The organism is Streptomyces sp. NPDC031497 (assembly GCF_055580905.1).
Genome location: NZ_JBVIKO010000028.1, coordinates 104,031 through 125,121, shown reverse-complemented (window position 1 = coordinate 125,121; position 21,091 = coordinate 104,031). Strand labels below are relative to the sequence as shown.

The 21,091-nt window shown below is 72.1% G+C and carries 18 protein-coding genes; 10 read left to right on the top strand and 8 right to left on the bottom strand.

From position 1 onward, the window contains the following. Positions 1-8: 8 nt before the first annotated feature. The 4 genes from ACZ5K7_RS39835 (at position 9) to ACZ5K7_RS39820 (ending at position 4,081) form a co-directional block, all read left to right on the top strand. On the top strand, positions 9-1,388 hold the full coding sequence (locus tag ACZ5K7_RS39835) for an L-fuconate dehydratase (RefSeq protein ID WP_468921864.1): 1,380 nt from the start codon (positions 9-11) through the stop codon (positions 1,386-1,388). Continuing rightward, positions 1,385-2,140 (top strand): SDR family NAD(P)-dependent oxidoreductase, encoded by a 756-nt coding sequence (locus ACZ5K7_RS39830; RefSeq protein WP_468921861.1) that lies wholly within the window; start codon positions 1,385-1,387, stop codon positions 2,138-2,140. The genes ACZ5K7_RS39835 and ACZ5K7_RS39830 overlap by 4 nt, the downstream gene beginning before the upstream one ends. After that, complete coding sequence (locus ACZ5K7_RS39825; RefSeq protein WP_468921858.1) at positions 2,137-3,123, top strand: aldo/keto reductase; 987 nt, start codon at positions 2,137-2,139, stop codon at positions 3,121-3,123. Before ACZ5K7_RS39830 ends, ACZ5K7_RS39825 begins: the two co-directional genes overlap by 4 nt. A gap of 82 nt (positions 3,124-3,205) precedes the next feature. Next, positions 3,206-4,081, top strand: a complete 876-nt coding sequence (locus ACZ5K7_RS39820) for an amidohydrolase family protein (protein ID WP_468921855.1) — start codon at positions 3,206-3,208, stop codon at positions 4,079-4,081. Here ACZ5K7_RS39820 and ACZ5K7_RS39815 read toward each other — a convergent pair. Continuing rightward, positions 4,024-5,445 (bottom strand): lipase maturation factor family protein, encoded by a 1,422-nt coding sequence (locus ACZ5K7_RS39815; RefSeq protein ID WP_351703643.1) that lies wholly within the window; start codon positions 5,443-5,445, stop codon positions 4,024-4,026. The genes ACZ5K7_RS39820 and ACZ5K7_RS39815 overlap by 58 nt on opposite strands. Before the next feature lie 157 nt (positions 5,446-5,602). On the opposite strand from ACZ5K7_RS39815, the gene ACZ5K7_RS39810 reads away from it, so the two are divergent. Continuing rightward, the gene (locus ACZ5K7_RS39810; protein WP_351703645.1) at positions 5,603-7,693 is read left to right on the top strand and encodes a SpoIIE family protein phosphatase; all 2,091 of its coding nucleotides are present in this window, start codon (positions 5,603-5,605) and stop codon (positions 7,691-7,693) included. Between the two features lie 31 nt (positions 7,694-7,724). Continuing rightward, complete coding sequence (locus tag ACZ5K7_RS39805) at positions 7,725-8,588, top strand: Fpg/Nei family DNA glycosylase (protein ID WP_468921850.1); 864 nt, start codon at positions 7,725-7,727, stop codon at positions 8,586-8,588. A 7-nt stretch (positions 8,589-8,595) separates the two neighbouring features. On the opposite strand, the gene ACZ5K7_RS39800 is transcribed toward ACZ5K7_RS39805, so the two are convergent. From ACZ5K7_RS39800 to ACZ5K7_RS39790, 3 genes are all read right to left on the bottom strand, one after another. Continuing rightward, positions 8,596-9,252, bottom strand: a complete 657-nt coding sequence (locus ACZ5K7_RS39800) for a zf-HC2 domain-containing protein (protein ID WP_450972636.1) — start codon at positions 9,250-9,252, stop codon at positions 8,596-8,598. Positions 9,253-9,400: 148 nt separating this feature from the next. After that, positions 9,401-9,916, bottom strand: coding sequence for a hypothetical protein (locus tag ACZ5K7_RS39795; RefSeq protein ID WP_351703651.1), 516 nt, complete (start codon positions 9,914-9,916; stop codon positions 9,401-9,403). A 146-nt stretch (positions 9,917-10,062) separates the two neighbouring features. Continuing rightward, positions 10,063-10,611, bottom strand: a complete 549-nt coding sequence (locus ACZ5K7_RS39790; RefSeq protein ID WP_351703654.1) for a sigma-70 family RNA polymerase sigma factor — start codon at positions 10,609-10,611, stop codon at positions 10,063-10,065. A gap of 221 nt (positions 10,612-10,832) precedes the next feature. Between ACZ5K7_RS39790 and ACZ5K7_RS39785 the strand changes: the two genes are divergently transcribed. Further along, complete coding sequence (locus tag ACZ5K7_RS39785) at positions 10,833-12,014, top strand: CapA family protein (RefSeq protein ID WP_468921847.1); 1,182 nt, start codon at positions 10,833-10,835, stop codon at positions 12,012-12,014. 6 nt (positions 12,015-12,020) lie between these two features. Here ACZ5K7_RS39785 and ACZ5K7_RS39780 read toward each other — a convergent pair whose 3' ends face one another. Further along, the gene (locus tag ACZ5K7_RS39780) at positions 12,021-12,494 is read right to left on the bottom strand and encodes a MarR family winged helix-turn-helix transcriptional regulator (RefSeq protein WP_351703660.1); all 474 of its coding nucleotides are present in this window, start codon (positions 12,492-12,494) and stop codon (positions 12,021-12,023) included. Between the two features lie 98 nt (positions 12,495-12,592). On the opposite strand from ACZ5K7_RS39780, the gene ACZ5K7_RS39775 reads away from it, so the two are divergent. Beyond that, positions 12,593-13,408, top strand: coding sequence for an alpha/beta fold hydrolase (locus ACZ5K7_RS39775; protein ID WP_468921844.1), 816 nt, complete (start codon positions 12,593-12,595; stop codon positions 13,406-13,408). Here ACZ5K7_RS39775 and ACZ5K7_RS39770 read toward each other — a convergent pair. Both ACZ5K7_RS39770 and ACZ5K7_RS39765 read right to left on the bottom strand, forming a co-directional pair. Beyond that, positions 13,405-14,817 (bottom strand): amino acid permease, encoded by a 1,413-nt coding sequence (locus ACZ5K7_RS39770; protein WP_468921841.1) that lies wholly within the window; start codon positions 14,815-14,817, stop codon positions 13,405-13,407. The two genes, ACZ5K7_RS39775 and ACZ5K7_RS39770, sit on opposite strands and share 4 nt — an antisense overlap. A 60-nt stretch (positions 14,818-14,877) precedes the next feature. Next, positions 14,878-15,828, bottom strand: coding sequence for a LysR family transcriptional regulator (locus ACZ5K7_RS39765; protein WP_468921838.1), 951 nt, complete (start codon positions 15,826-15,828; stop codon positions 14,878-14,880). A 103-nt stretch (positions 15,829-15,931) separates the two neighbouring features. Between ACZ5K7_RS39765 and ACZ5K7_RS39760 the strand changes: the two genes are divergently transcribed. Then, positions 15,932-17,185, top strand: a complete 1,254-nt coding sequence (locus tag ACZ5K7_RS39760; protein WP_468921835.1) for an MFS transporter — start codon at positions 15,932-15,934, stop codon at positions 17,183-17,185. On the opposite strand, the gene ACZ5K7_RS39755 is transcribed toward ACZ5K7_RS39760, so the two are convergent. After that, positions 17,121-17,576: a universal stress protein gene (locus ACZ5K7_RS39755; RefSeq protein ID WP_468921832.1), complete on the bottom strand. Its 456-nt coding sequence runs from the start codon at positions 17,574-17,576 to the stop codon at positions 17,121-17,123. The two genes, ACZ5K7_RS39760 and ACZ5K7_RS39755, sit on opposite strands and share 65 nt — an antisense overlap. Before the next feature lie 126 nt (positions 17,577-17,702). Here ACZ5K7_RS39755 and lysX point away from each other — a divergent pair, with 126 nt between their 5' ends. Further along, positions 17,703-20,975, top strand: coding sequence for a bifunctional lysylphosphatidylglycerol synthetase/lysine--tRNA ligase LysX (gene lysX / locus ACZ5K7_RS39750; RefSeq protein ID WP_468921830.1), 3,273 nt, complete (start codon positions 17,703-17,705; stop codon positions 20,973-20,975). Positions 20,976-21,091: the final 116 nt, after the last annotated feature.

Sequence of the window (21,091 nt, the reverse complement as noted above, 5' to 3'; positions counted from 1 at the left end):
GGCAATCCGTGTCCCCGAGCCCCGGTCCCTCTGCCCGCGTCACCGCGGTCGACACCTACGACATCCGCTTCCCCACCTCGCGCGAGCTGGACGGCTCCGACGCGATGAACCCGGACCCCGACTACTCGGCGGCCTATGTCGTGCTGCGCACCGACGCGGCCGACGGGCACGAGGGACACGGGTTCACGTTCACCATCGGGCGGGGCAACGATGTCCAGGTCGCCGCGATCGACGCGCTGCGGAACCATGTGCTCGGCCGCTCGGTCGACGAGATCTGCGACGACCCCGGAACCCTCTACCAGGACCTGATCGGCGACAGCCAGCTGCGCTGGCTCGGCCCCGAGAAGGGCGTGATGCACATGGCGATCGGGGCGGTGATCAACGCGGTGTGGGACCTCGCAGCCCGCCGGGCCGGCAAGCCGCTGTGGCAGCTGCTCGCCGACGCCGAACCCGAGTGGATCGTCCGCCAGATCGACTTCCGCTACCTCACCGATGCCCTCACCCCCGAGGAGGCCCTCGGTATCCTCCGGCGCGCCCGCGAAGGCGCCGACGAGCGCCGGGCCCGGCTGCTGGAGCGTGGCTTCCCCGCCTACACCACCTCCGCCGGCTGGCTCGGCTACGACGACGAGAAGCTCACCCGGCTCGCCGCCCAGGCGGTCGCCGACGGCTTCCGGCAGATCAAGCTGAAGGTCGGCGCCGACCTGGAGGACGACATCCGGCGCTGCCGGGTCGCCCGCGCGGTCGTCGGCCCCGACATCCGCATGGCCATCGACGCCAATCAGCGCTGGAACGTCGACGAGGCGATCCGGTGGACCAAGGCGCTCGCCGAGTTCGACCCGTACTGGATCGAGGAGCCCACCAGCCCCGACGACATCCTCGGCCATGCCGCCGTCCGCCGGGCGGTGACCCCGGTCAAGGTCGCCACCGGCGAACACGTGCAGAACCGCATCGTCTTCAAACAGCTGCTCCAGGCCGGCGCCCTCGACATCGTCCAGATCGACGCGGCCCGGGTCGCCGGCGTCAACGAGAACCTCGCCATCCTGCTGCTCGCCGCCAAGTTCGGCGTCCCCGTCTGCCCGCACGCGGGCGGCGTCGGACTGTGCGAACTCGTCCAGCACCTCTCGATGTTCGACTACCTCGCGGTCGCCGGCACCACCGACGACCGGGTCATCGAGTACGTCGATCATCTGCACAGCCACTTCCGCGACCCGGTGGTGATCCGGGAGGGTCACTACACGGCACCCACCGCACCGGGCTTCTCCGCCGCCATGCGGCCGGAGTCCATCGCGGAGTACACCTATCCGGGCGGCACCTTCTGGGCCGCCGACGCACAGACGCAGACGCAGGTACAGATGCAGGCACAGAAGCAGAAGGGACAGGCGGCATGACCGACTTCGAGGGCCTTAAAGCACTGGTCACCGGCGGGGCCTCCGGGATCGGCCGGGCCACCGCCGAACTCCTCGCCGAGCGCGGCGCCCAGGTCGCCGTCCTCGACCTCGACCCGTCCGCCGTCGAGAAGCCGCTGCTCGGCTTCCGGGCCGACGTCACCGACGACGCCTCCGTGCGTACGGCCGTGCAGAGCGCGGTGGAAGCCCTCGGCGGCCTCGACGTCCTGGTCAACAACGCCGGCATCGGCGCCCAGGGCACGGTCGAGGACAACGACGACGACGAATGGCGCCGCGTCTTCGACGTCAACGTCCTCGGCATGGTCCGCACCGCCCGCGCGGCCCTTCCGCACCTGCGCCGCTCGGACCACGCGGCGATCGTCAACACCTGCTCCATCGCCGCCACCGCGGGGCTGCCGCAACGTGCCCTGTACAGCGCCACCAAGGGCGCCGTGTACTCGCTCACCCTGGCCATGGCCGCCGACCACCTCCGCGAGGGCGTCCGCGTCAACTGCGTCAACCCCGGTACGGCGGACACCCCGTGGGTCGGCCGCCTCCTCGACAAGGCCCCCGACCCGGCCGCCGAACGGGCCGCCCTGGCGGCCCGCCAGCCCTCCGGCCGCCTGGTCTCCGCCGCCGAGGTCGCGGGCGCCATCGCCTACCTGGCGAGCCCGCTGTCCGGCGCCACCACCGGCACCTCCCTCGCCGTCGACGGCGGTATGCAGGGCCTCAGGCTGCGTCCGGTGGGCCAGTGAGCACCCTCGGCCGAAGCGGCGTCCGGGTCAGTCCCCTGGGCCTCGGCGCCGCCGTGATCGGCAACCTCTACACCGAAGTCTCCGACCAGCAGGCCCACGACACGGTCACCGCCGCCTGGCAGCGGGGCATCCGCTACTTCGACACCGCCCCGCACTACGGCCTGGGCCTGTCCGAACGGCGGCTCGGCGAGGCGCTGCGGGAGTACGACCGGGACAGCTACGCCCTCTCCACCAAGGTCGGCCGCCGCCTGGAGCCGGGGCCCGGTGACGGCGACGACCTCGCCCACGGCTTCGCCGTGCCCGACACCTACCGCCGGGCCTGGGACTTCAGCGCCGACGGCATCCGCCGCACCCTGGAGGCGAGCCTGGAGCGGCTCGGGCTCGACCGGGTCGACGTGGTCTACCTCCACGACCCCGACGACCACGCCGAACAGGCCTTCCGCGAGGGCTACCCGGCTCTGGAGAAGCTCCGCGCCGAGGGCGTCGTCGGTGCGATCGGCGCCGGCATGAACCAGACGGCCATGCTCACCCGGTTCGTCCGCGACACCGACATCGACGTGGTGCTGTGCGCCGGCCGCTACACCCTCCTCGACCAGAGCGCCCTGGCCGATCTGCTCCCGGCCGCCGAGGAACGCGGTACGTCGGTGGTGATCGGCGGGGCCTTCAACTCCGGCCTGCTGGCCGACCCCAGGCCGGCCGCCACCTACAACTACGCCCAGGTCTCCGACGAGCTGCTCGCCCGCGCCCTGCGCCTGAAGGCACTCGCCGAACAGCACGGCAGCACGCTCCGCGCGGCCGCCCTCGCCTTCTGCGCCGCCCACCCGGCGGTGGCGAGCGTGCTGGTCGGCGCCCGCTCGGCGGCGGAAATCGCGGACGGGGCACAGCAGTTCGCCACCCCGGTCCCCGCCGCCTTCTGGCAGGAACTGCGCGACAGCGGACTCCTGCGCGCGGACACCCCGCTCCCGACGCAGGAGCCGTCATGAGGGTCGCCCCGCTGCTCGATGTCGTCCACGACCACTCCGAGGCAGACACGGACGCCGGTCTGCCCGTCGTAGGGGAGCTGCCATGACCGTCGACGCCCACCACCACGTCTGGGACCTCTCGGTGCGGGACCAGGACTGGATCACGGGACCGGAACTCCAGCCGCTCAGAAGGAACTTCACCGTCGAGGACCTCGAACCCGAGGCGCGGGCGGCCGGCGTCACCCGCACGGTCCTCGTCCAGACGGTCACCGTCCCGGAGGAGACCCCCGAGTTCCTGGCCCTCGCCGACACCCACGACCTGGTCGCCGGAGTCGTCGGCTGGACCGACCTGACCGACCCGGCGATCGCCGACGAACTCGCCCGCCTCAGCGAACTCCCCGGCGGTGCCTACCTGAAGGGCATCCGCCACCAGGTCCAGGGCGAGCCGGACCCGGAGTGGCTGCTGCGCCCGGACGTCCACCGGGGCCTGGCCGCGATCGCCGACGCGGGCCTCGTCTACGACCTGGTCGTACAGGCCCACCAGCTGCCGGCCGCCGTCAAGGCGGCCGACTCCCACCCCCAGCTCACCTTCGTACTCGACCACCTGGGCAAACCTCCCATCGCCTCCGGAGACCTCGACCCCTGGGCCACCGCGGTACGCGCCCTGGCCGCCCTGCCCAACACCGTGTGCAAACTCTCCGGCATGGTCACGGAGGCCGACCCCGCCGCCTGGACGGTCGACGACCTCCGCCCGTACGCCGAGACGGTCCTGGACGCCTTCGGCCCGGACCGCCTGATGTTCGGCTCGGACTGGCCGGTGTGCGTCCTGGCCGGGACGTACGCCGAAGTCTTCGACGCGGCCGAGCAGTTGATCGGCCCCGGCGAACGCACCCGGGTCTTCGAGACCACCGCCACCCGTGTCTACGGCCTCCGAGCCGCCCCCGCCAGCCGCGTCGGCGGCATGAACTCCCGCACGTAGGTCCGCTCCCAGCACGCGCCGGTCTCCCGCAGCTCCCGCCAACTGGTGTAGCGGTAGCGGAAGAGGCGGGCGCGGACGAAGCGCGGGGGGCGGTCGGGCGGGAAGGGGGAGCGGCGCAGCAGCCGTAGCGTGTCGCGGTCGTTCTCCAGGAGGCGCTCCACCAGGCCGCCGAACCAGTCGCCGGCGTACGCGGGGGAGAGGGCGGCGAACCACATCAGCCAGTCCAGGCGCAGGTGGTAGGGCGCGAACTGGCGCGGCCAGTGCCGTGGATCGCCGGGCTTGCCCTTGAACTCGTACTCCCGCCAGTCCGCGTCCTCGCGCGGGGCCTCGTCCAGCGTGCCCTCGACCACCACCTCGTACCGCACCCGGCTGACGCTGCCGAACGCGCCGTAGGTGTTGACCAGGTGCAGCGGGTCGAAGGAGCGGTTCATGACCTGGCGGCGCGAGACCATGTTCACCACCGGGCGGTAGCTCAGGAAGAGCAGCAGCGCGGCCACGGCGAGGACGACGATCTCGTACCAGAGCGGGGCCGGCGGCGCCGAGGTGTGGTCCGCGGGGAGCCGGAGCGCCGACAGGGCCAGCACGATGGTGATCCAGTTCAGCCAGGAGAAGTTGCCGGAGACCACCAGCCACAGCTGGGTGAGGATCATCAGCGACGCGGCCGCCGTCGCGATCGGCTGGGGGGTGAACAGCAGGACGGGGACCACGAGCTGGGTGACGTGGTTCGCGGCCACCTCCGCCCGGTGCACCGGCTTCGGGAGGTGGTGGAAGAACCAGCTCAGCGGGCCCGGCATCGGCTGGGTCTCGTGGTGGTAGTAGAGGCAGGTCAGGTTGCGCCAGCAGGCGTCCCCGCGCATCTTGATCAGACCCGCTCCGAACTCCACCCGGAACAGGATCCAGCGCAGCAGGAACAGGACGACGACCGGCGGGGCCACCTCGTCGTTGCCGAGGAAGGCGGCGAGGAAACCGACCTCCAGGAGCAGCGACTCCCAGCCGAACGCGTACCAGGTCTGGCCGACGTTGACGATCGAGAGATACAGGGCCCAGGGGACCAGCCACAGCACCATCGCGGCCCACAGCGGGAGCAGGGAGTCCAGGCCGGCCAGCAGCGCCGCCGACACCGCGCAGCCCGCCCAGGCGCAGGCCGCGAAGAAGCGGTCCGAGTAGTGCAGGTGGAAGAGGCTCGGTGCCCGCCGGAAGGCGACCCGGTCGACGAACCTCGGGATCGGCAGCATCCCGCGCTCGCCCAGCAGGGCCCGGAACTGGAGCGCCGCCACCAGGAACGCGACGAGATACACGCCGGCCAGCGCCCGCTGGAATACCAGCCGGCTCAACCAGTACCCGGATGCGGTGAACCACTCCACGGCCGTGCGTCCCTGCCTCTCTCCGGCCTGCGGCCCGGTGTCGGGAAAGGGCCTGTCACCCTGTGTACCGCGTCCGTCAGGGCGCGTAACCCGAGCGGGTGAAGTGGACAATACGGGAGAAATTGCCCGGTCGGGGTTCCCCTGGCAAGGTGGCCCCATGGCTGATCGGGGAGCGAGCGCTCCGTCTCTCCCGGACGACTGGCCCGCCCACCCGGACCACCCGATCCTGGCGCTCAACCGCCTGGGCACCTTCGACTGGGACCTGGACGCCGGTCTGTTCCACATGGACGCCCAGGCGTACGAGGTGTTCGACCTGACCCCCGAGGAGTACGACGGGCACCCCGAGAGCCTCGCCGTCCGGGTACCCCTGACGGAGGGGATCCGGCTGGACGCGGTGGTGGCCCAGGCCATCAAGGACGGCAGCGAGAACTACGGGGCGTACTTCCGCATCCGCCGCCGCGACGGCACCCCGCGCTGGACCCACACCCAGGGCTATATCCGGCGTGACGAGACCGGCCGGCCGCGCCGGGTCGTCGGCGTGGTCCGGGACGCCACCCAGGAGCTGGAGGACAGCGAGGCGCGCAGCCTGCGGGCCGCCCAGGACCAGGCGCTGCGCCAGCAGTCCGGCGTCGTCCAGGTGGTCACCGCGGCCCTCGCGCACGCCCGCAGCGTCCAGGACGTCATCGACGCCCTCAAGGACACCCAGGGCATCCCCAACCTGGGCGCGACCAGCCTGGTGATGGGCCTGGTCGAGGCCGGCCGGATCCGGCTGGTCGCCGAGGGACCGGCGGGCAGTTTCGTCCCCGGTACCCGGATCACCCGGATAGACGAGCCCTATCCGATGGGCGAGGTGGTGCGGACCCTCAGCCCGTGCTTCATCGAGTCACCGGAGCAGTTCGCCGAGGGGTACCCGATACTGTGGCCGCACATCACCGAGCTGCACATCACCTCGGCCGCCTATCTCCCGCTGATCGCCCAGGCCCGCCCGATCGGCGCCATGGGCCTGCTCTACAACGACCGGCTCGGCTTCTCCACCGAGGAACGTGCCGTCCTGGTCGCCCTCGGCAGCAGCATCGCGCAGAGCCTGCAGCGGGCCATGCTCTACGAGCAGGAGAAGGACCTCGCCCAGGGACTCCAGCAGGCGATGCTGCCGCGCACCATCCCGAGCGTGCGCGGCGCCGACATCGCCGTCCGTTACCGCTCCCCGACCGCCGGCGGCGCCCTGGGCCGGGACATCGGCGGCGACTGGTACGACCTGATCCCGCTGCCCGGCGGCCGGGTCGGCGCGGTCATCGGCGACGTCCAGGGGCACGACACGCACGCGGCGGCCGTCATGGGCCAGCTGCGGATCGTGCTGCGTGCCTACGCCGCCGAGGGCCACGCCCCGGCCACCGTGATGGCCCGCGCCTCCGTCTTCCTGGACGAACTCGACACCGACCGCTTCGCCACCTGCCTGTACGCGGAGGCCGACCTGTCCACCGGCGTCGTCCAGGTGGTCCGCGCCGGGCACATCGACCCGCTGGTCCGCGGAGCCGACGGAAGCTGCCGGCGGGTCCCCGTGGAGGGCGGGCTGCCGCTCGGCCTGTCCGCCGAGTTCAAGAGCCTCGAATACCCGGTGTCCACCCTGGAGCTCGACTCCGGCGAGACGCTGCTGCTGTGCACCGACGGGCTGGTCGAGCAGCCGGGCGCCGACCTGGGGGACGGCATGCGGTCCCTGATCCAGCAGGTCACCGACGGGCCGGAGGACGTGCGGAAGCTCGCCGACCGGCTGATCGCGATCGCCGAGGACCGGGGCGGCGACGACGACGTGGCCCTGCTCCTGCTGCGCCGGCGCGGCCCGGACGCCGCGCAGGCCATCGGCCGCCTCCAGCAGCATGTGGCCTCCGGCGACCCGGAGGCGCTCACCCTGGCCCGGCACATGATCCGTGCCGCCGTCCGGGCCTGGGGCGCCGGGGACCGCGCCGACGAGATCGAGCTGGTCGCCGACGAACTGATCACCAACGCGCTGATGCACACCGAGGGCTCCGCGATCGTCACCCTGAGGGTGCTAGGCGGCGGCGACCGCCGGCTCCGCGTCGAGGTCGAGGACTCCTCCAGCGCCCTGCCGCGCAGGCGCGAGGCGGCGGAGGACGGGGTGTCCGGGCGGGGCCTGCTGCTGGTCGACGAGATCGCCGACGTGTGGGGCGTGGAGGCGCGCGGCGGCGGCAAGGCGGTCTGGTGCGAGTTCCGGATGCCGGAGCCCACCTGACCTCCGGGGCCACGGGTGGCACCCTGGACGCATGCCCGAACTGCCCGAGGTCGAAGCGCTCAAGGACTTCCTGACCGACAACCTGGTCGGCCACGAGGTCGTGCGCGTCCTGCCGGTCGCCATCAGCGTCCTGAAGACGTACGACCCGCCCGTCGGCGCCTTCGAGGGCAGCGAGGTCGTCGCCGTGCACCGGCACGGCAAGTTCCTGGACCTCGAGGGCGACGGCGGCCTGCGTTTCATCACCCATCTGGCCCGGGCGGGCTGGCTGCACTGGAAGGACCGGCTGCCGGACGGACCGCCCCGGCCCGGGAAGGGCCCCCTCGCCCTGCGGGTGGCCCTGGAGACCGGCGCGGGCTTCGACCTCACCGAGGCCGGCACCCAGAAGAAGCTCGCCGTGTACATCGTCCGTGACCCGCGGGAGGTACCCGGTGTCGCGCGGCTCGGCCCGGACCCGCTCGCCGCCGACTTCGACGAGGCCCGGCTCGCGGCCCTGCTCGGGGACGAGCGGCGGCAGCTCAAGGGCGCCCTGCGCGACCAGAGCCTGATCGCCGGAGTGGGCAACGCCTACAGTGACGAGATCCTGCACGCGGCGAAGATGTCCCCGTTCAAGCTGGCCGCGTCCCTGACGCCCCAGGAGGTCCACGGGCTCTACGAGGCGCTGCGCACCACCCTCACCGAGGCGGTGGAGCGCTCCCACGGCCTGGCGGCGGGCCGGCTCAAGTCGGAGAAGAAGAGCGGGCTGCGTGTCCACGGCCGCACCGGCGAGCCCTGCCCGGTCTGCGGCGACACCATCCGCGAGGTCTCGTTCAGCGACTCCTCGCTGCAGTACTGCCCGACCTGCCAGACGGGCGGCAAGCCGCTCGCGGACCGCCGGATGTCCCGGCTGCTCAAGTGACCGGCGGTCACTTGGGGTCCAGGGTCACCAGGCGCTGCCCGTCGGCGTTGCGCACCTCGTAGTGGTCGATCTCGTCGGGGTGCATCGAGGAGCCGCCCGTCATGGTGGACACCCGGTCGTCGTGGTCCCGCTCGGCCCAGGTGGTCACGATCTGCTCGGAGCCGTCCCGGCCGACCGCGACCAGCCGGCAGGAGCGCGGCCCGTCGGTGTCCTTCACCTGCAGCTCGATCGTGCTGCCGGACTCCGTGTCCGCCGACTTCACCTGCGCCCACACGCCCGACTGCGCGTCGGTGGCCGCGGCGACCCGTACGGCCGGCGGGGCGTCATGGCCGGCGTACGCCACGATGCCGGGGCCGACGACCGCGAACACCACCGAGGCGGCGAGGCCGTACAGCAGCTTGCGGCGCTTGGCCCGGTGCCGGGTCGCGACCTCGGCGAGCAGCCGGTCAAGGAGTCGGGGACCGGGCTGGGCCATGGGGTGCACGAAGCGCGGCGTGGCCCTGCGGTACAGCATCAACTGCCGTGCCGCCGGGCCGAACTCGGTCACGTGTGCCGAGCAGCTCGGGCACTCCATGAGATGGTCCTCGAAGCGGAAGGCCTCCGCCTCGTCCAGCACGCCGAGCGCGTACGCGCCGACGTCGCGATGCCTTTCCAGGGACCTCATGCCGAATCCTCGTGCCGTGAGTGCGGGTGGGGGTTACTCATTGCTCCTTGCTCCCACCCGTACGCAGTCGGCCGCTGTTTCACTCAAGGCACGTACAGAATCGTAACCAACGGATTCGGAGCGGCCGGGCCCGCGGATTGGTGGCGATTCAAAAAAGATGGATGGCCAGATGTCCGAGGGGCAGACCGAGCCGCCAGGCGGGGGTCCACACCTTCGGTCCGTCGTCCTCGCCGAACACCGAGCCACCGCCCGGTACCGCGTCCAGGTCGGGCGCGAGCAGCTCGGTCTCCTCCAGCCAGCGCCAGGCGTCCGCGGCCAGATCCAGGTCGGGTGACGGCCCGCCCGACTCGACCGCCTCGGCGGCCAGCCGGGACATACGTTGCCCTACCCAGTGCTGCCACGGCTGGTCGTACGCCGTGAGCGAAAGCCAGTTCTCCAACTGGGACACGACCCGGATGCCCGACAGTTCGCCGTCCGTGTCGGAGAGGAAGATGGTCAGGGCCAGCGCGTCCCGGCCGGCCCGGAACTCGAAGGACGTCGGTGGCATGAGATCGCCGGTGCGCAGCAGCTCGTCGGCGATGTACTCGGCATACAACCAGGCCATCGGGACCGCCAGTTCCCCGCTCCCGGCCCCGTCCGTGCTCTCTTGACCTCTGTGCAGCATCCCGTCCTGCCTTCCTCCGGTGCGCGCGCGTGGCCCCGACCCCGGGTCCGTCCCTCTCCCGGTGCGGAACACGGATGAAGACAGCTGATTGCTCAAACACGGTCCTCAGCAAGGCGCTTTACCGAGGTTTGACCTGGCTTACGGTTTCATCGCAGGTCGGGTGCATAACCGGGCAGAACCCGGCGCAGGGCGCGCAGCGCGTAGTACGCCCGCGACTTCACGGTACCGGGTGGAATGCCGAGGGTCTCCGCGGCCTCCGCAACACTCGCCCCTTGGAAATACACCAGCACCAGGACTTCACGGTGTTCCGGGGTGAGAGTCTTCACAGCCTCCCGTACGTCCAGCGCCGCGGCGGCGCGTTCGGCGTGGTCGCCGATGGCCCGGGTGTTCTCCAGGACGGCGTCGTGCACCTCGGGCGGCCGCGCCTGCCGGGCCCGGCGCGCGTCGATGGCGAGCCGCCGGCCGACCGTCAGCAGCCAGGGCAGGACGGAGTCGAAGTCGTCGGCGCGCAGTGCCTCGGGGTGCTGCCAGGCGCGTACGAGGGTCTCCTGCACGAGGTCCTCGGCGCGTTGCCGGTCTCCGTCGCTGAGCCGCAGCAGCAGCGCGAAGAGCGGGCGGCCGTGCTCGCGCTGGAGTGCGGCGAGCTCGTGCTCGGCGGTCGTCGTCCCGTCGGGAAGGGTGGTTCCGGCCGTCATGGCCGTATGGCATCGCAGGGCCGGGCCGGGGGACAGGGGGCGGACAGGGGTCTGCGGCGGACGGTCGATCGCGTCGGCGAACGGTGCGACGAACGGTCCGTCACACCCCTTACCCGACCCGGATGGGTCAATCGGGGCGCCTGAGTTGTTTGCGACCCGGCTCGGCTTCGTACCCATTGATCTGTAAATCGGACAAGGCTTGCGACTCTGGGGTGCTCCTGATGATCAATCGCAGACGCCAGGTGGCCCTGGCCCTGACCGCCCTCCTCGCCACCGCAGCCGCCTGCCAGAACCACGTACGGCAGGAGAACGCCGCCCCGCCCGGCCAGCCGGCGCCCGCCGTGCCGGCCCCCGGCGGCGGCTTCACCCTCGTCGCCTCCGGTGACGTCATGCCGCAGAAGTCCGCGATCGACCACGCGAACTTCGACGCGGGCGGCAACGGCCACGACTTCCGCCCGATGCTGGCCGGTGTCGAACCCGTGGTCTCCCATGCCGATCTGGCGCTCTGTCACCTGGCGACCGTGACCGACGCGGAGAACGCGGAGAACGCGGAGAACGGGGAGTCCGGCTCCGCCGGTGCCGCCTCCCCGCCGCAGCTTGCCGAGGGCCTCGCGGCCGTCGGGTACGACAGCTGCTCCACCGCCTCCGACCGCGCCCTCGACGGCGGCGCCGACGGGATCCAGCGCACCCTCACCGATCTGGACCGGACGGGCCTGCGGCACGCCGGCACCGCCCGCACCCAGGCCGAGGCGGCCGCCGTCACCCTGCTCAACGCGGGCCGCACCAGAGTCGCCCACCTCTCCTACACCTTCGACGTCAACGGGAACACCCTGCCGCCCGGGCAGCCCTGGGCGGTCAACCTCCTCGACGAGAACCGCATCCTCGCCGACGCCCGCGCCGCCCGGCATGCCGGAGCCGACGTGGTCGTCCTCTCCGTGCACTGGGGCACCGACGGCCAGGACGCCCCCGACCAGCAGCAGCTCACCCTCGCCAAACGGCTCACCGCCGCCCGGACCGGCGGCCGCCCCGACATCGACCTGATCCTCGGCACCCACGCCCACATCCCGCAGGCGTACGAGAAGGTCAACGGCACCTGGGTCGTCTACAGCCTCGGCGACCAGATCGCCGGCGAGCTGAACAACAGCCAGGGTCACCAGGACCCGCGCGGCAACCAGTCCACCCTCGCCCGCTTCACCTTCACGCCGCCCACCCGCCCCGGCGGCCGCTGGGAGGTGGCCAAGGCCGAGTTCATCCCCCAGCTGTACGACCTCGACGCCGGCCGGGTCGTCGACCTCAACGCGGCCATCGACCAGGGCGCCGACTTCACCGCCGTACGCGACGGCATCCGGGACACCGTGCTCGGCCGCGGGGCCGCCAAGGACGGGCTGGTGATGGGGGAGTAGCGGCACTCACTCCACGTCGACGTGGTCGAACGTCCGCAGCAGCTCCTTCAGCACCCGCACGCACGCCGTGATCTCGGCGTCGGTCAGACCGCCGCCGACCTGCCGGTTCAGGGCGTGCTCGCGGGCGAGGATCGCGGTGATCGTGGTCCGGCCGCCGTCCGTGAGCCGGATCAGGGAGGAACGCTGGTGCGCCGGGTTGGGGATGACCTCGGCCCAGCCGTGCGCCACCGCGTCGTTCACCATGCGCTGCACGAACTGCCGGCTCAGCGCCATGATCCGGCCCATCTGGGGCACCGTCATCGGCTCGAACCGGCGCAGCAGGTCCAGCACGGAGCGCACACCGACGGAGGCCCCCTCGATCTGCTCGCCCAGCTCGATCTTGCGGAAGGCGCGCCGGTAGAGCGGGCCGATGAGGTCGTACACCTCGGTGATGCGCTCGCCGAGTTCGTCGGGGGCGAGGGGTTTGTCGATGTCGTTCACCCGGCCATCATGCACCGAGCCGTGGTGACACCTCGGGTGTCAAAGTCGTCATGACAACCCAGTTGTCAAAAACCCTCGAAGATGACACCTTGGTTGTCATGAATGGTGCTGCGGACGTCCGCTACTTCCCGTCCTCCGACGGCGACCTCGCCTACCTCGACACCGGCTCCGGCGACCCGGTGGTCCTGCTCCACGCCGGATACGTCGACCACCGCTTCTGGGCCGGCCAGATCCCGGCCCTCGCCGCCGGGTACCGGGTGATCGCCCCCGACGTCCGCGGCCACGGCGCCTCCGCCAACGCGAGCAAGCCCTTCCGCTGGGCCGACGACCTCGCCGAACTGCTGCGCCACCTCGACGCCGGGCCCGCCGTCCTGGTCGGCGTGTCGATGGGCGGGGTCATCGCCACCGACACCGTGCTGGAACACCCCGAGCTGGTCCGCGCGGTGGTCACCTGCGGGGCGGCGACCGGCGACTTCCGGTACACGGACAGCTGGCACAAGGGACTCCAGGACGAGTACGCCCGCACCCTGGGCGCCGGCGACATCGAGGGCTGGCTCGACGCCTTCCTGCGGGTCGCCGCGGGCGCACACCGCGACCTCGACGCCCTCGACCCGGAGATCCCACGCCGGCTCGGGGAGATGGCCCGCCACACCCTCTCCAAGCACACGCCCGGCGAGACGGACTGGCATGTGCGGGTGACCGACTCCTGGCCCAGGGTCCCGAAGATCGACGTCCCGGTCCTCACGATCAACGGCGGCCTGGAGCCCGCCGATCTGCTCGCCGCCGCCGAACGCCTGGCCCGCGAGGTCCCCGACGGCCGCGCCGAGATCGTCGAAGGCGCCGACCACTACCCGAACCTGGAGCGCCCAGACGTCTTCGACGCCCTCCTGCTCGACTTCCTCCGGGCCCTCTAACGCCCGGCCAGCCGGGACCTCTTGTACGAGTAGCCGAAGTAGATCACGCACCCGATCACGAACCAGACCGCGAACCGCACCCAGGTCTGCCACGCCAGGAACGTGATCAGCCACACCGAGAAGACGACACCCAGCGCCGGCACGAACGGCATCCACGGGGTACGGAAGGCACGCGGCAGATCCGGCTGCCGGTAGCGCAGCACGATCACCGCCACGCACACCACCACGAACGCCAGCAGGATGCCGATGTTGGTGAGTTCGGCCGCCTCGCCGATCGGCACGAACCCGGCGAGCAGGGCCGAGGCGGCCCCGACGATCCAGGTCACCCGGGTCGGCACGTGCCGCGTCGGGTGCGTCTTCGCGAACCAGCCGGGCAGCAGCCCGTCCCGTGACATCGAGAACCAGACCCGGGTCACGCCCAGCATGAAGGTGAACATCACGGTGAGGATGCCGATGATCGCGCCCACCGCGATCACGTCCGCGAGCCCGCTCAGCCCCACCGACTTGAACGCGGTCGAGAAGCCGCTCTCCGGGTCGATGTCCTTGTAGTTCTGCATGCCGGTCAGGACCAGACAGGCCGCCACGTACAGCACCATGGAGATCGCCAGCGAGTAGATGATCGCCTTCGGCATGTGCCGCTGCGCGTCCTTCGACTCCTCGGCCGCCGTGGACATCGCGTCGTACCCGAAGACCGCGAAGAACACCGTGGCCGCGCCCGTGAACGCCCCGCTGACGCCGAACGGGAAGAAGGGGTGGTAGTTCGCCGAGTTGATGTGGAACACCCCGACGCCGATCACCAGCAGCACCACCAGCACCTTGAGCACCACCACGACCGTCTCGAAGCGGGCCGCGCTGCGGATGCCGAGGTTGAGAAGGTAGGCGATCAGCAGGCAGAGCACCGCGGCGAACAGGTCGACCCGGTGGCCGGCCCCGGTGCCGGGCGCGCCCAGCATCCACCGTGGCAGCTCCGCGCCCATCTCCTCGACCAGGAAGCCGAAGTACCCGGAGATGCCGATGGCGACCACCGCCACGATCGCGGTGTACTCGAGGAGCAGGTCCCAGCCGATGAACCAGCCCGCGAACTCGCCGAGCACCGCATAGCCGTACGTGTACGCCGAACCCGCCTTCGGGATCATCCCGGCGAACTCGGCGTACGACAGTGCGGCGCAGGCGCTCGCCAGGCCGGCGATGAGGAAGGAGAGCAGCACGGCGGGACCGGCCGTGCCGTTGGCGACCGTGCCGGCGAGGGTGAAGATGCCCGCGCCGATGATGCCGCCCACCCCGATCGCGGTCAGCTGCCCCAGCCCGAGCGATCTGTCGAGCTGGGGCCCCGCGCCGACCTCGGTCTCCTCGATGTGTTCGATGGGTTTGCGACGGAGAATTCCTTCACCCATACGGAGCTTGGCCATGTGCCTCACCTCTTCGCCGATCGCGAACGGCTGACGGCGGATCATGATGGCTCAGGGGCGTCACGGACGGAAGACGCCACGCACGCTCTCGGCCCAGCCGGGCACCCAGCTCCGGGTCGCGGGACGGGGCGGCCGGGTGCCGGCGAGATGGGCGCGCAGGGCGGCCAGCGCCGGGTGCGGGTTGGCGGCGGTCCAGACCAGGGAGTGCGGGTAGACCGGGGTGGGGTCGAGCAGCGGGACACGGCGCAGGTCGTGGCCCTCCGGCCAGACCAGCCGGGTCCCCTCGCTGACCAGCGTCGCCAGGGTGTCGGAGGCGGCCACCGCGTCCTGCACCGCCCCGCTGAAGTTGGGGCCCGAGGAGTCGATGGTGAGGCCGAACTCGGCCGCGAGGGAGGTGTAGTAGGCGGCCCACTCGGTGCCCTCCACGATGCCCGGCATCCAGATCCGGTGGCCGGCCAGCTCCCCGGGCGAGACCGTGCGACGGCCGGCCAGGGCGTGCCCGGGGCCGGTGAGCAGCTGGACCGGCTCGTCGTACACCCGGGCCGCCTCGACGCCTCTGGGCAGCGGGCGGCCGGGCATGGCGACGGCCCGGAAGGACGCGTCGATCGCACCGGAGCGCAGGGCGGTGAGCGCCGAGTCCACGTCGAAGAGCGTGACGACGTCCAGGGCGGTCTCCGGGTGTGCCTCGTGGAAGCCGCGCAGCAGCGCCGCCGGGGCGAGCCGCGCGCCGACCACGTCGACCCGCAGGGGGCGCCGCCCGGACCCTACGGAGGCGGTCGCGCGCTCCTCGGCGAGCAGCAGCTCGCGCGCGTGCGGCAGGAAGGCCTGGCCGTCGATGGTCAAGCCGGCGCCCCGCGCGGTGCGGGTGAACAGTCGCACCCCCAGCTCCTTCTCCAGCGTCGCGATCCGCTTGGACACGGCCTGCTGGGTGACCGCCAGCACCGCCGCGGCCTCCTGGAACTGCCCCGAGTCGGCCACGGCGACGAAGGTGCGCACGGCGGTGAGGTCCATGGGCGCCACCGTACAACCGCTGGTTGTGGCTCGCTGGTCGCGGGTTGTTTGCTCCCGAGGCCACCCGGCCGATTTCATGGTCCCGGGCAATGGGAGGTTGTGCATGGGGCGGCGGTTCCGGTGGCTGTGGGCCGCCTACTCGGTCAGCGTGTTCGGGACCTGGCTCGCGTTCGACGCGTTCCCGCTGATCGCGGTCCTCGTGCTGCACGCGAGCGCGGCCCAGGTGGCACTGCTCGCCGCGACCGGGCCCGCGGTGGGCGCCGTGGTCGCGGTGCCGCTCGGCCCCTGGGTGGAGTTCCGGCGCAAGCGGCCGGTGATGGCCGGGATGGACCTCGTCCGGTGCGCCGCGCTGCTGAGCGTCCCCGCCGCCTACGCGCTCGGCGCCCTCGACATCGGTCAGCTGATAGTCGTCTCCGTGGTGGTCGCGGCCGCCGACATCACCTTCAACGCGGCCTCCGGGGCCTTCCTGAAGTCGCTCGTACCGCGTGACCGGCTGCTGACCGCGAACGCCCGCTTCGAATCCACGATGTGGACCGCCACCGTCCTCGGACCGCCGCTCGGCGGCGCCGCGATCGGCGTGTTCGGCCCGATCACGACGGTGGTCGCGAACGCGGCCAGCTTCCTGCTGTCGGCCCTGGGCATCCGGGCCGTCGGTGACGACGAGCCGAGCCCCCGGCCCAGAGCCGCCGAAGGTCTGCGGGCCGCGGATCTGCTCGACGGCTGGCGGTACATCCTCACCAGCCCGGAGCTGCGGCCCCTGTTCTTCAACGTGGTCGTGGTCAACGGCCTGATCATGGCCTCCGCACCCCTGCTGGCCGTCCTGATGCTCGGCCCGCTCGGCTTCCCGCCCTGGGAGTACGGCCTCGCCTTCGCCGTGCCCTGCCTCGGCGGACTCATCGGCTCCCGCCTGGCCCGCCCGCTCGTCGCCCGCTACGGACAGCGCCGGGTCCTGCACACCTCGGCCGTGCTGCGCGCCCTGTGGCCCGTCGGACTGGCCTTCGTCCGGCCGGGACTGCCCGGGCTCCTGCTGATAATGGTCACCGAACTCGGGCTCATAACCTCCGCCGGAGTCTTCAACCCGGTGCTCGCCACCCACCGCCTCGACCACACCCCCGACGACCGGACGACCCGTACCCTGTCCGCCTGGTCGGTCAGCACCAAGGCCTCCATCGCCACGCTGACCGCCCTGTGGGGGGTACTGGCCGGCCTCGTCGGGCCGCGTACGGCGATCGGGGCCGCCGGGGTCCTGCTGCTCGCGACCCCGGCGCTGCTCCCGCGTGCCTCGGCCCCGGCTACGGCACCACCGTCACCGGCCACCGTCCCGCCTTCACCAGACGGATCGCCACCGAGCCGATGAACCGGTGGCCGGCCTGCTCGGAGGCGCCCACCACGACCGCGTCCGCCTTCAGTTCGTCGGCCGCCTTCACCAGTCCGCTGTAGGCGTCGCCGCGGAAGGTGTGGAACTCCCAGCGCACCTCGAATATCCCCTTGAGCCGCTCGGCCGCGTCCCTGACCTGGGTGACCAGGTCCTCCGCGATCTCGTCGGTCGTCTCCGCCACCGGCGCCCCGAGCGCCGCCCCGGCCGCCAGGATCGGCTGCACGTACACGACGGCGAGCAGCGCGTGCTGCCGCCGGGCCAGACCACCGGCGTAGGAGGCCGCGCGCCACGAGGAGTCCGAGCCGTCGACACCGACGACGATGACCTTGGGGCCGTCCGTGCCCCGCTCGAACTGGTGTTGTTCCGCCACGTCCCGAGGCTATCGGAAATCGCAGGTCCCATGGCTGCCGGGGCTCCTCGCCGGGCAACCGGGGCGCCCAGTTGGCCGCAGGCCGCTCGACGGGCGAGGTGGGCCGGTGCTTCCTACAGTCGGAGCATGAGTGCCGCCGTGCAGCCCGCCCCGGGGAAGCAGACCGCGGGGTCGCCGCGCCCGTCCGGCGGTGGGCGGCTCACCTGGGTGCCGGAGGCCTTCGGGACCTTCTTCGGCGCCCTCGCCCTGCTGTGCGCCCTGCTCTCCTTCATCGCCCCGCTGCGCACACTGCTCCGCCCGGTCGTGCACTTCCTCAACGCCGTCGTGGTGCCCGTCAGCCCCAACCTGGCCTACGCCGTCTTCCTGTTCCTGCTCGCCGGCGCCACCGCCGCCCGCAAGAAGGTCGCCTGGTGGCTGGTGGTGATCTACCTCGGGCTGCTGGTGCTGGCGGACATCCTGACGGTCGCCTTCGGCTTCGACTGGTACCCCTTCAGCTCACTGCTGGTGTGCGGACTCGCCCTGGCCCTGCTGATCGTGGCGAGACGCGAGTTCTACGCCGCCTCCCGCCGGGCCGCCGTACGCCGCGCCCTCACCGTCCTCGTCGTCGGCCTGGTCGTGGCGATCCTGGCCGGCTGGGGCCTGGTCTCGCTCTTCCCCGGCTCGCTCCCGCACGGCCAGCACCTGGCCTGGGCCGCCGACCGGGTCTGCGGCGGCCTGGCCGACGGCGGCAGCTACGGGGGCCGCCCGCCCCGCTCCGTCGCCTTCCTGCTCGGCCTCTTCGGCGCCCTCGCCCTGCTCAACGCCGCCGCCACCCTGTTCCGTTCACAGCGCCTGGAAGCCGCCCTGCACGGCGACGAGGAGACCCGTGTCCGCGCCCTCCTCAAGGCCTACGGCGACCGGGACTCCCTCGGCTACTTCGCCACCCGGCGCGACAAGGCCGTGGTCTTCTCGCCCAGCGGCAAGGCCGCCGTCACCTACCGGGTCGAGGCCGGCGTCTGCCTGGCCAGCGGCGACCCGGTCGGCGACCCGGAGGCGTGGCCGCACGCCGTCGCCGCCTGGCTGGACGTGGCCCGCCGGCACGCCTGGGTGCCCGCGGTGATGGGCGCCTCCGAGGGCGGCGCCAAGGCCTATGTCCGCGCCGGCCTCGGCGCCCTGCAACTCGGCGACGAGGCGATCCTGCACGTCGCCGACTTCGACCTCGGCGGCCGCGAGATGCGGGTCACCCGGCAGGCCGTCAACCGGGTCCGGCGCTCCGGCGCCACCACCCGCGTCCGCCGCCACGCCACCCTCACCGAGGCCGAGATGGAGGAGGTCGTGGACAAGGCCGACGCCTGGCGCGACACCGAGACCGAGCGCGGCTTCTCCATGGCCCTGGACCGGCTCGGCGACCCCGCCGACGGCGACTGCCTGCTCGTCGAGGCCCTCGCCGAGGACGGCCGGCTGCTCGCCCTGCTCTCCTTCGTGCCCTGGGGCGGCGAGGGCGTCTCCCTCGACCTGATGCGCCGTGACCGCGCCGCCCCCAACGGGGTCATGGAGTTCATGGTCGCCGACCTGTGCGTGGCCGCCCCCAAACTGGGCGTCCGCCGCATCTCGTTGAACTTCGCCGTCTTCCGCTCGGTCTTCGAGGAGGGCGCCCGCATCGGCGCCGGACCGGTGCTGCGCCTGTGGCGCCGGCTGCTGCTCTTCTTCTCCCGCTGGTGGCAGCTGGAGGCCCTGTACCGCTCCAACGCCAAGTACCGCCCCGAGTGGTACCCGCGCTTCCTCTGCTATGGCGAGGCCGGCTCTCTGGCCCGCATCGGCCTGGCCTCCGGAATCGCCGAAGGGTTCGTCTCCGTCCCTTCCTTGCGCAAGCTCTGGGGAAAGGGGCACCCGAAGACCGGGCCGCCGCCCGTCGAGGCGCAGCGGTCTTCGCCGGTGCCCGGTCTCGACGGAGGGGACGAGGCCGGGTCCGGCGCCCCCGGGCAGGTCCTGCCGGACCAGTTCCGGGTCCGGCGCGGCAAGCTGGACCGGCTCCGCGCGGCGGGCGTCGACCCCTACCCGGTGGCGACCGTACGGCCCACCCGCGCCCTCGCCGGCATCCGCGACGGCGAGACGGTCACCGTGGCCGGGCGGGTCATGCTGGTCCGGGACTTCGGCGGCATCGTCTTCGTGACGCTGCGCGACTGGTCCGGCGACCGCCAACTCGCCCTCACCCGGGACCGGTCGGGCCCCGCCCTGGCCCGCTTCACCGCCGACACCGACATCGGCGACCAGATCACCGCCACCGGCCGGGCCGGCCTCAGCGACAAGGGCGAGCCCACCGTCTTCGTCACCGACTGGCAGCTCACCGCCAAGTGCCTGCGGCCCCTGCCCGACAAGTACCGGGGCCTCGCCGACCCCGAGGCCAAGGTCCGCCGCCGCTACCTCGACCTCGCCACCAGCCCCGCCGCCCGCGCCGTGGTACGCGCCCGCTCCACCGCCGTACAGGCACTGCGCCAGGGCCTCCTGGACCGCGGCTACCTGGAGGTCGAGACCCCGATGCTCCAGCAGATCCACGGCGGCGCCAACGCCCGCCCCTTCACCACCCACATCAACGCCTACGACCTCGACCTCTGTCTGCGCATCGCCCCGGAGCTGTACCTGAAACGGCTGTGCGTCGGTGGCCTGGAGAAGGTCTTCGAACTCGGCCGCACCTTCCGCAACGAGGGCGTCTCCTACAAGCACAACCCCGAGTTCACCATGCTGGAGGCCTACCAGGCGTACGCCGACTACGACGTGATGCTCGACCTGGCCCGCGAACTGATCCAGGGCGCCGCGACCGCCGCCTTCGGCTCCCCGGTGGCCCGCAAGGACGGGCGGGAGTACGACATCTCGGGCACCTGGCCGGTCAGGACCGTGTACGGGGCGATCTCCGAGGCGCTGGGGGAGGAGATCGGCCCCGGCACCGAACTGCTGCGGCTGCACCGGTACTGCGACCGGACGGGGGTGCCCTACACCGCCGACGACGGGCCCGGCGATGTGGTGCTGGAGATGTACGAACGCCTTGTGGAGGGGCGGACCCGGCTGCCCACCTTCTACAAGGACTTCCCCACCGATGTCTCCCCGCTCACCCGGCAGCACCGCGCCGACCCGCGGCTCGCCGAACGCTGGGACCTGGTCGCCTTCGGCACCGAACTCGGCACCGCCTACTCCGAACTGACCGACCCCGTCGAACAGCGCCGCCGGCTGACCGCCCAGTCGCTGCTCGCCGCCGGCGGGGACCCCGAGGCGATGGAGCTCGACGAGGACTTCCTGGACGCCCTCGAATACGCGATGCCGCCCACCGGCGGACTCGGCATCGGCGTCGACCGGCTGGTCATGTTCCTCACCGGCCTGACGATCCGCGAGACGCTGCCCTTCCCGCTGGTCCGCCACCGCTGAGGCCTCCCCGGTTCCCGGACACGCCGTCGCCCCGGGGTACTTGACCGTTTCTTTCCGAAACCTCCCCACGCTGGTCCGTGCGGGTGTTTTCGCGCCGCCGCACCGGTGTCTAAGTG

Excerpts from the sequence above, each read along its gene's own strand:
- lysX (WP_468921830.1), top strand. The coding sequence starts at position 17,703 with ATGAGTGCCGCCGTGCAGCCCGCCCCGGGGAAGCAGACCGCGGGGTCG.
- ACZ5K7_RS39790 (WP_351703654.1), bottom strand. The coding sequence starts at position 10,611 with ATGACGGCCGGAACCACCCTTCCCGACGGGACGACGACCGCCGAGCAC.
- ACZ5K7_RS39765 (WP_468921838.1), bottom strand. The coding sequence starts at position 15,828 with ATGGACCTCACCGCCGTGCGCACCTTCGTCGCCGTGGCCGACTCGGGG.
- ACZ5K7_RS39805 (WP_468921850.1), top strand. The coding sequence starts at position 7,725 with ATGCCCGAACTGCCCGAGGTCGAAGCGCTCAAGGACTTCCTGACCGAC.
- ACZ5K7_RS39775 (WP_468921844.1), top strand. The coding sequence starts at position 12,593 with ATGAATGGTGCTGCGGACGTCCGCTACTTCCCGTCCTCCGACGGCGAC.
- ACZ5K7_RS39810 (WP_351703645.1), top strand. The coding sequence starts at position 5,603 with ATGGCTGATCGGGGAGCGAGCGCTCCGTCTCTCCCGGACGACTGGCCC.
- ACZ5K7_RS39760 (WP_468921835.1), top strand. The coding sequence starts at position 15,932 with ATGGGGCGGCGGTTCCGGTGGCTGTGGGCCGCCTACTCGGTCAGCGTG.
- ACZ5K7_RS39830 (WP_468921861.1), top strand. The coding sequence starts at position 1,385 with ATGACCGACTTCGAGGGCCTTAAAGCACTGGTCACCGGCGGGGCCTCC.
- ACZ5K7_RS39820 (WP_468921855.1), top strand. The coding sequence starts at position 3,206 with ATGACCGTCGACGCCCACCACCACGTCTGGGACCTCTCGGTGCGGGAC.
- ACZ5K7_RS39785 (WP_468921847.1), top strand. The coding sequence starts at position 10,833 with ATGATCAATCGCAGACGCCAGGTGGCCCTGGCCCTGACCGCCCTCCTC.
- ACZ5K7_RS39770 (WP_468921841.1), bottom strand. The coding sequence starts at position 14,817 with ATGGCCAAGCTCCGTATGGGTGAAGGAATTCTCCGTCGCAAACCCATC.
- ACZ5K7_RS39795 (WP_351703651.1), bottom strand. The coding sequence starts at position 9,916 with ATGCTGCACAGAGGTCAAGAGAGCACGGACGGGGCCGGGAGCGGGGAA.
- ACZ5K7_RS39800 (WP_450972636.1), bottom strand. The coding sequence starts at position 9,252 with ATGAGGTCCCTGGAAAGGCATCGCGACGTCGGCGCGTACGCGCTCGGC.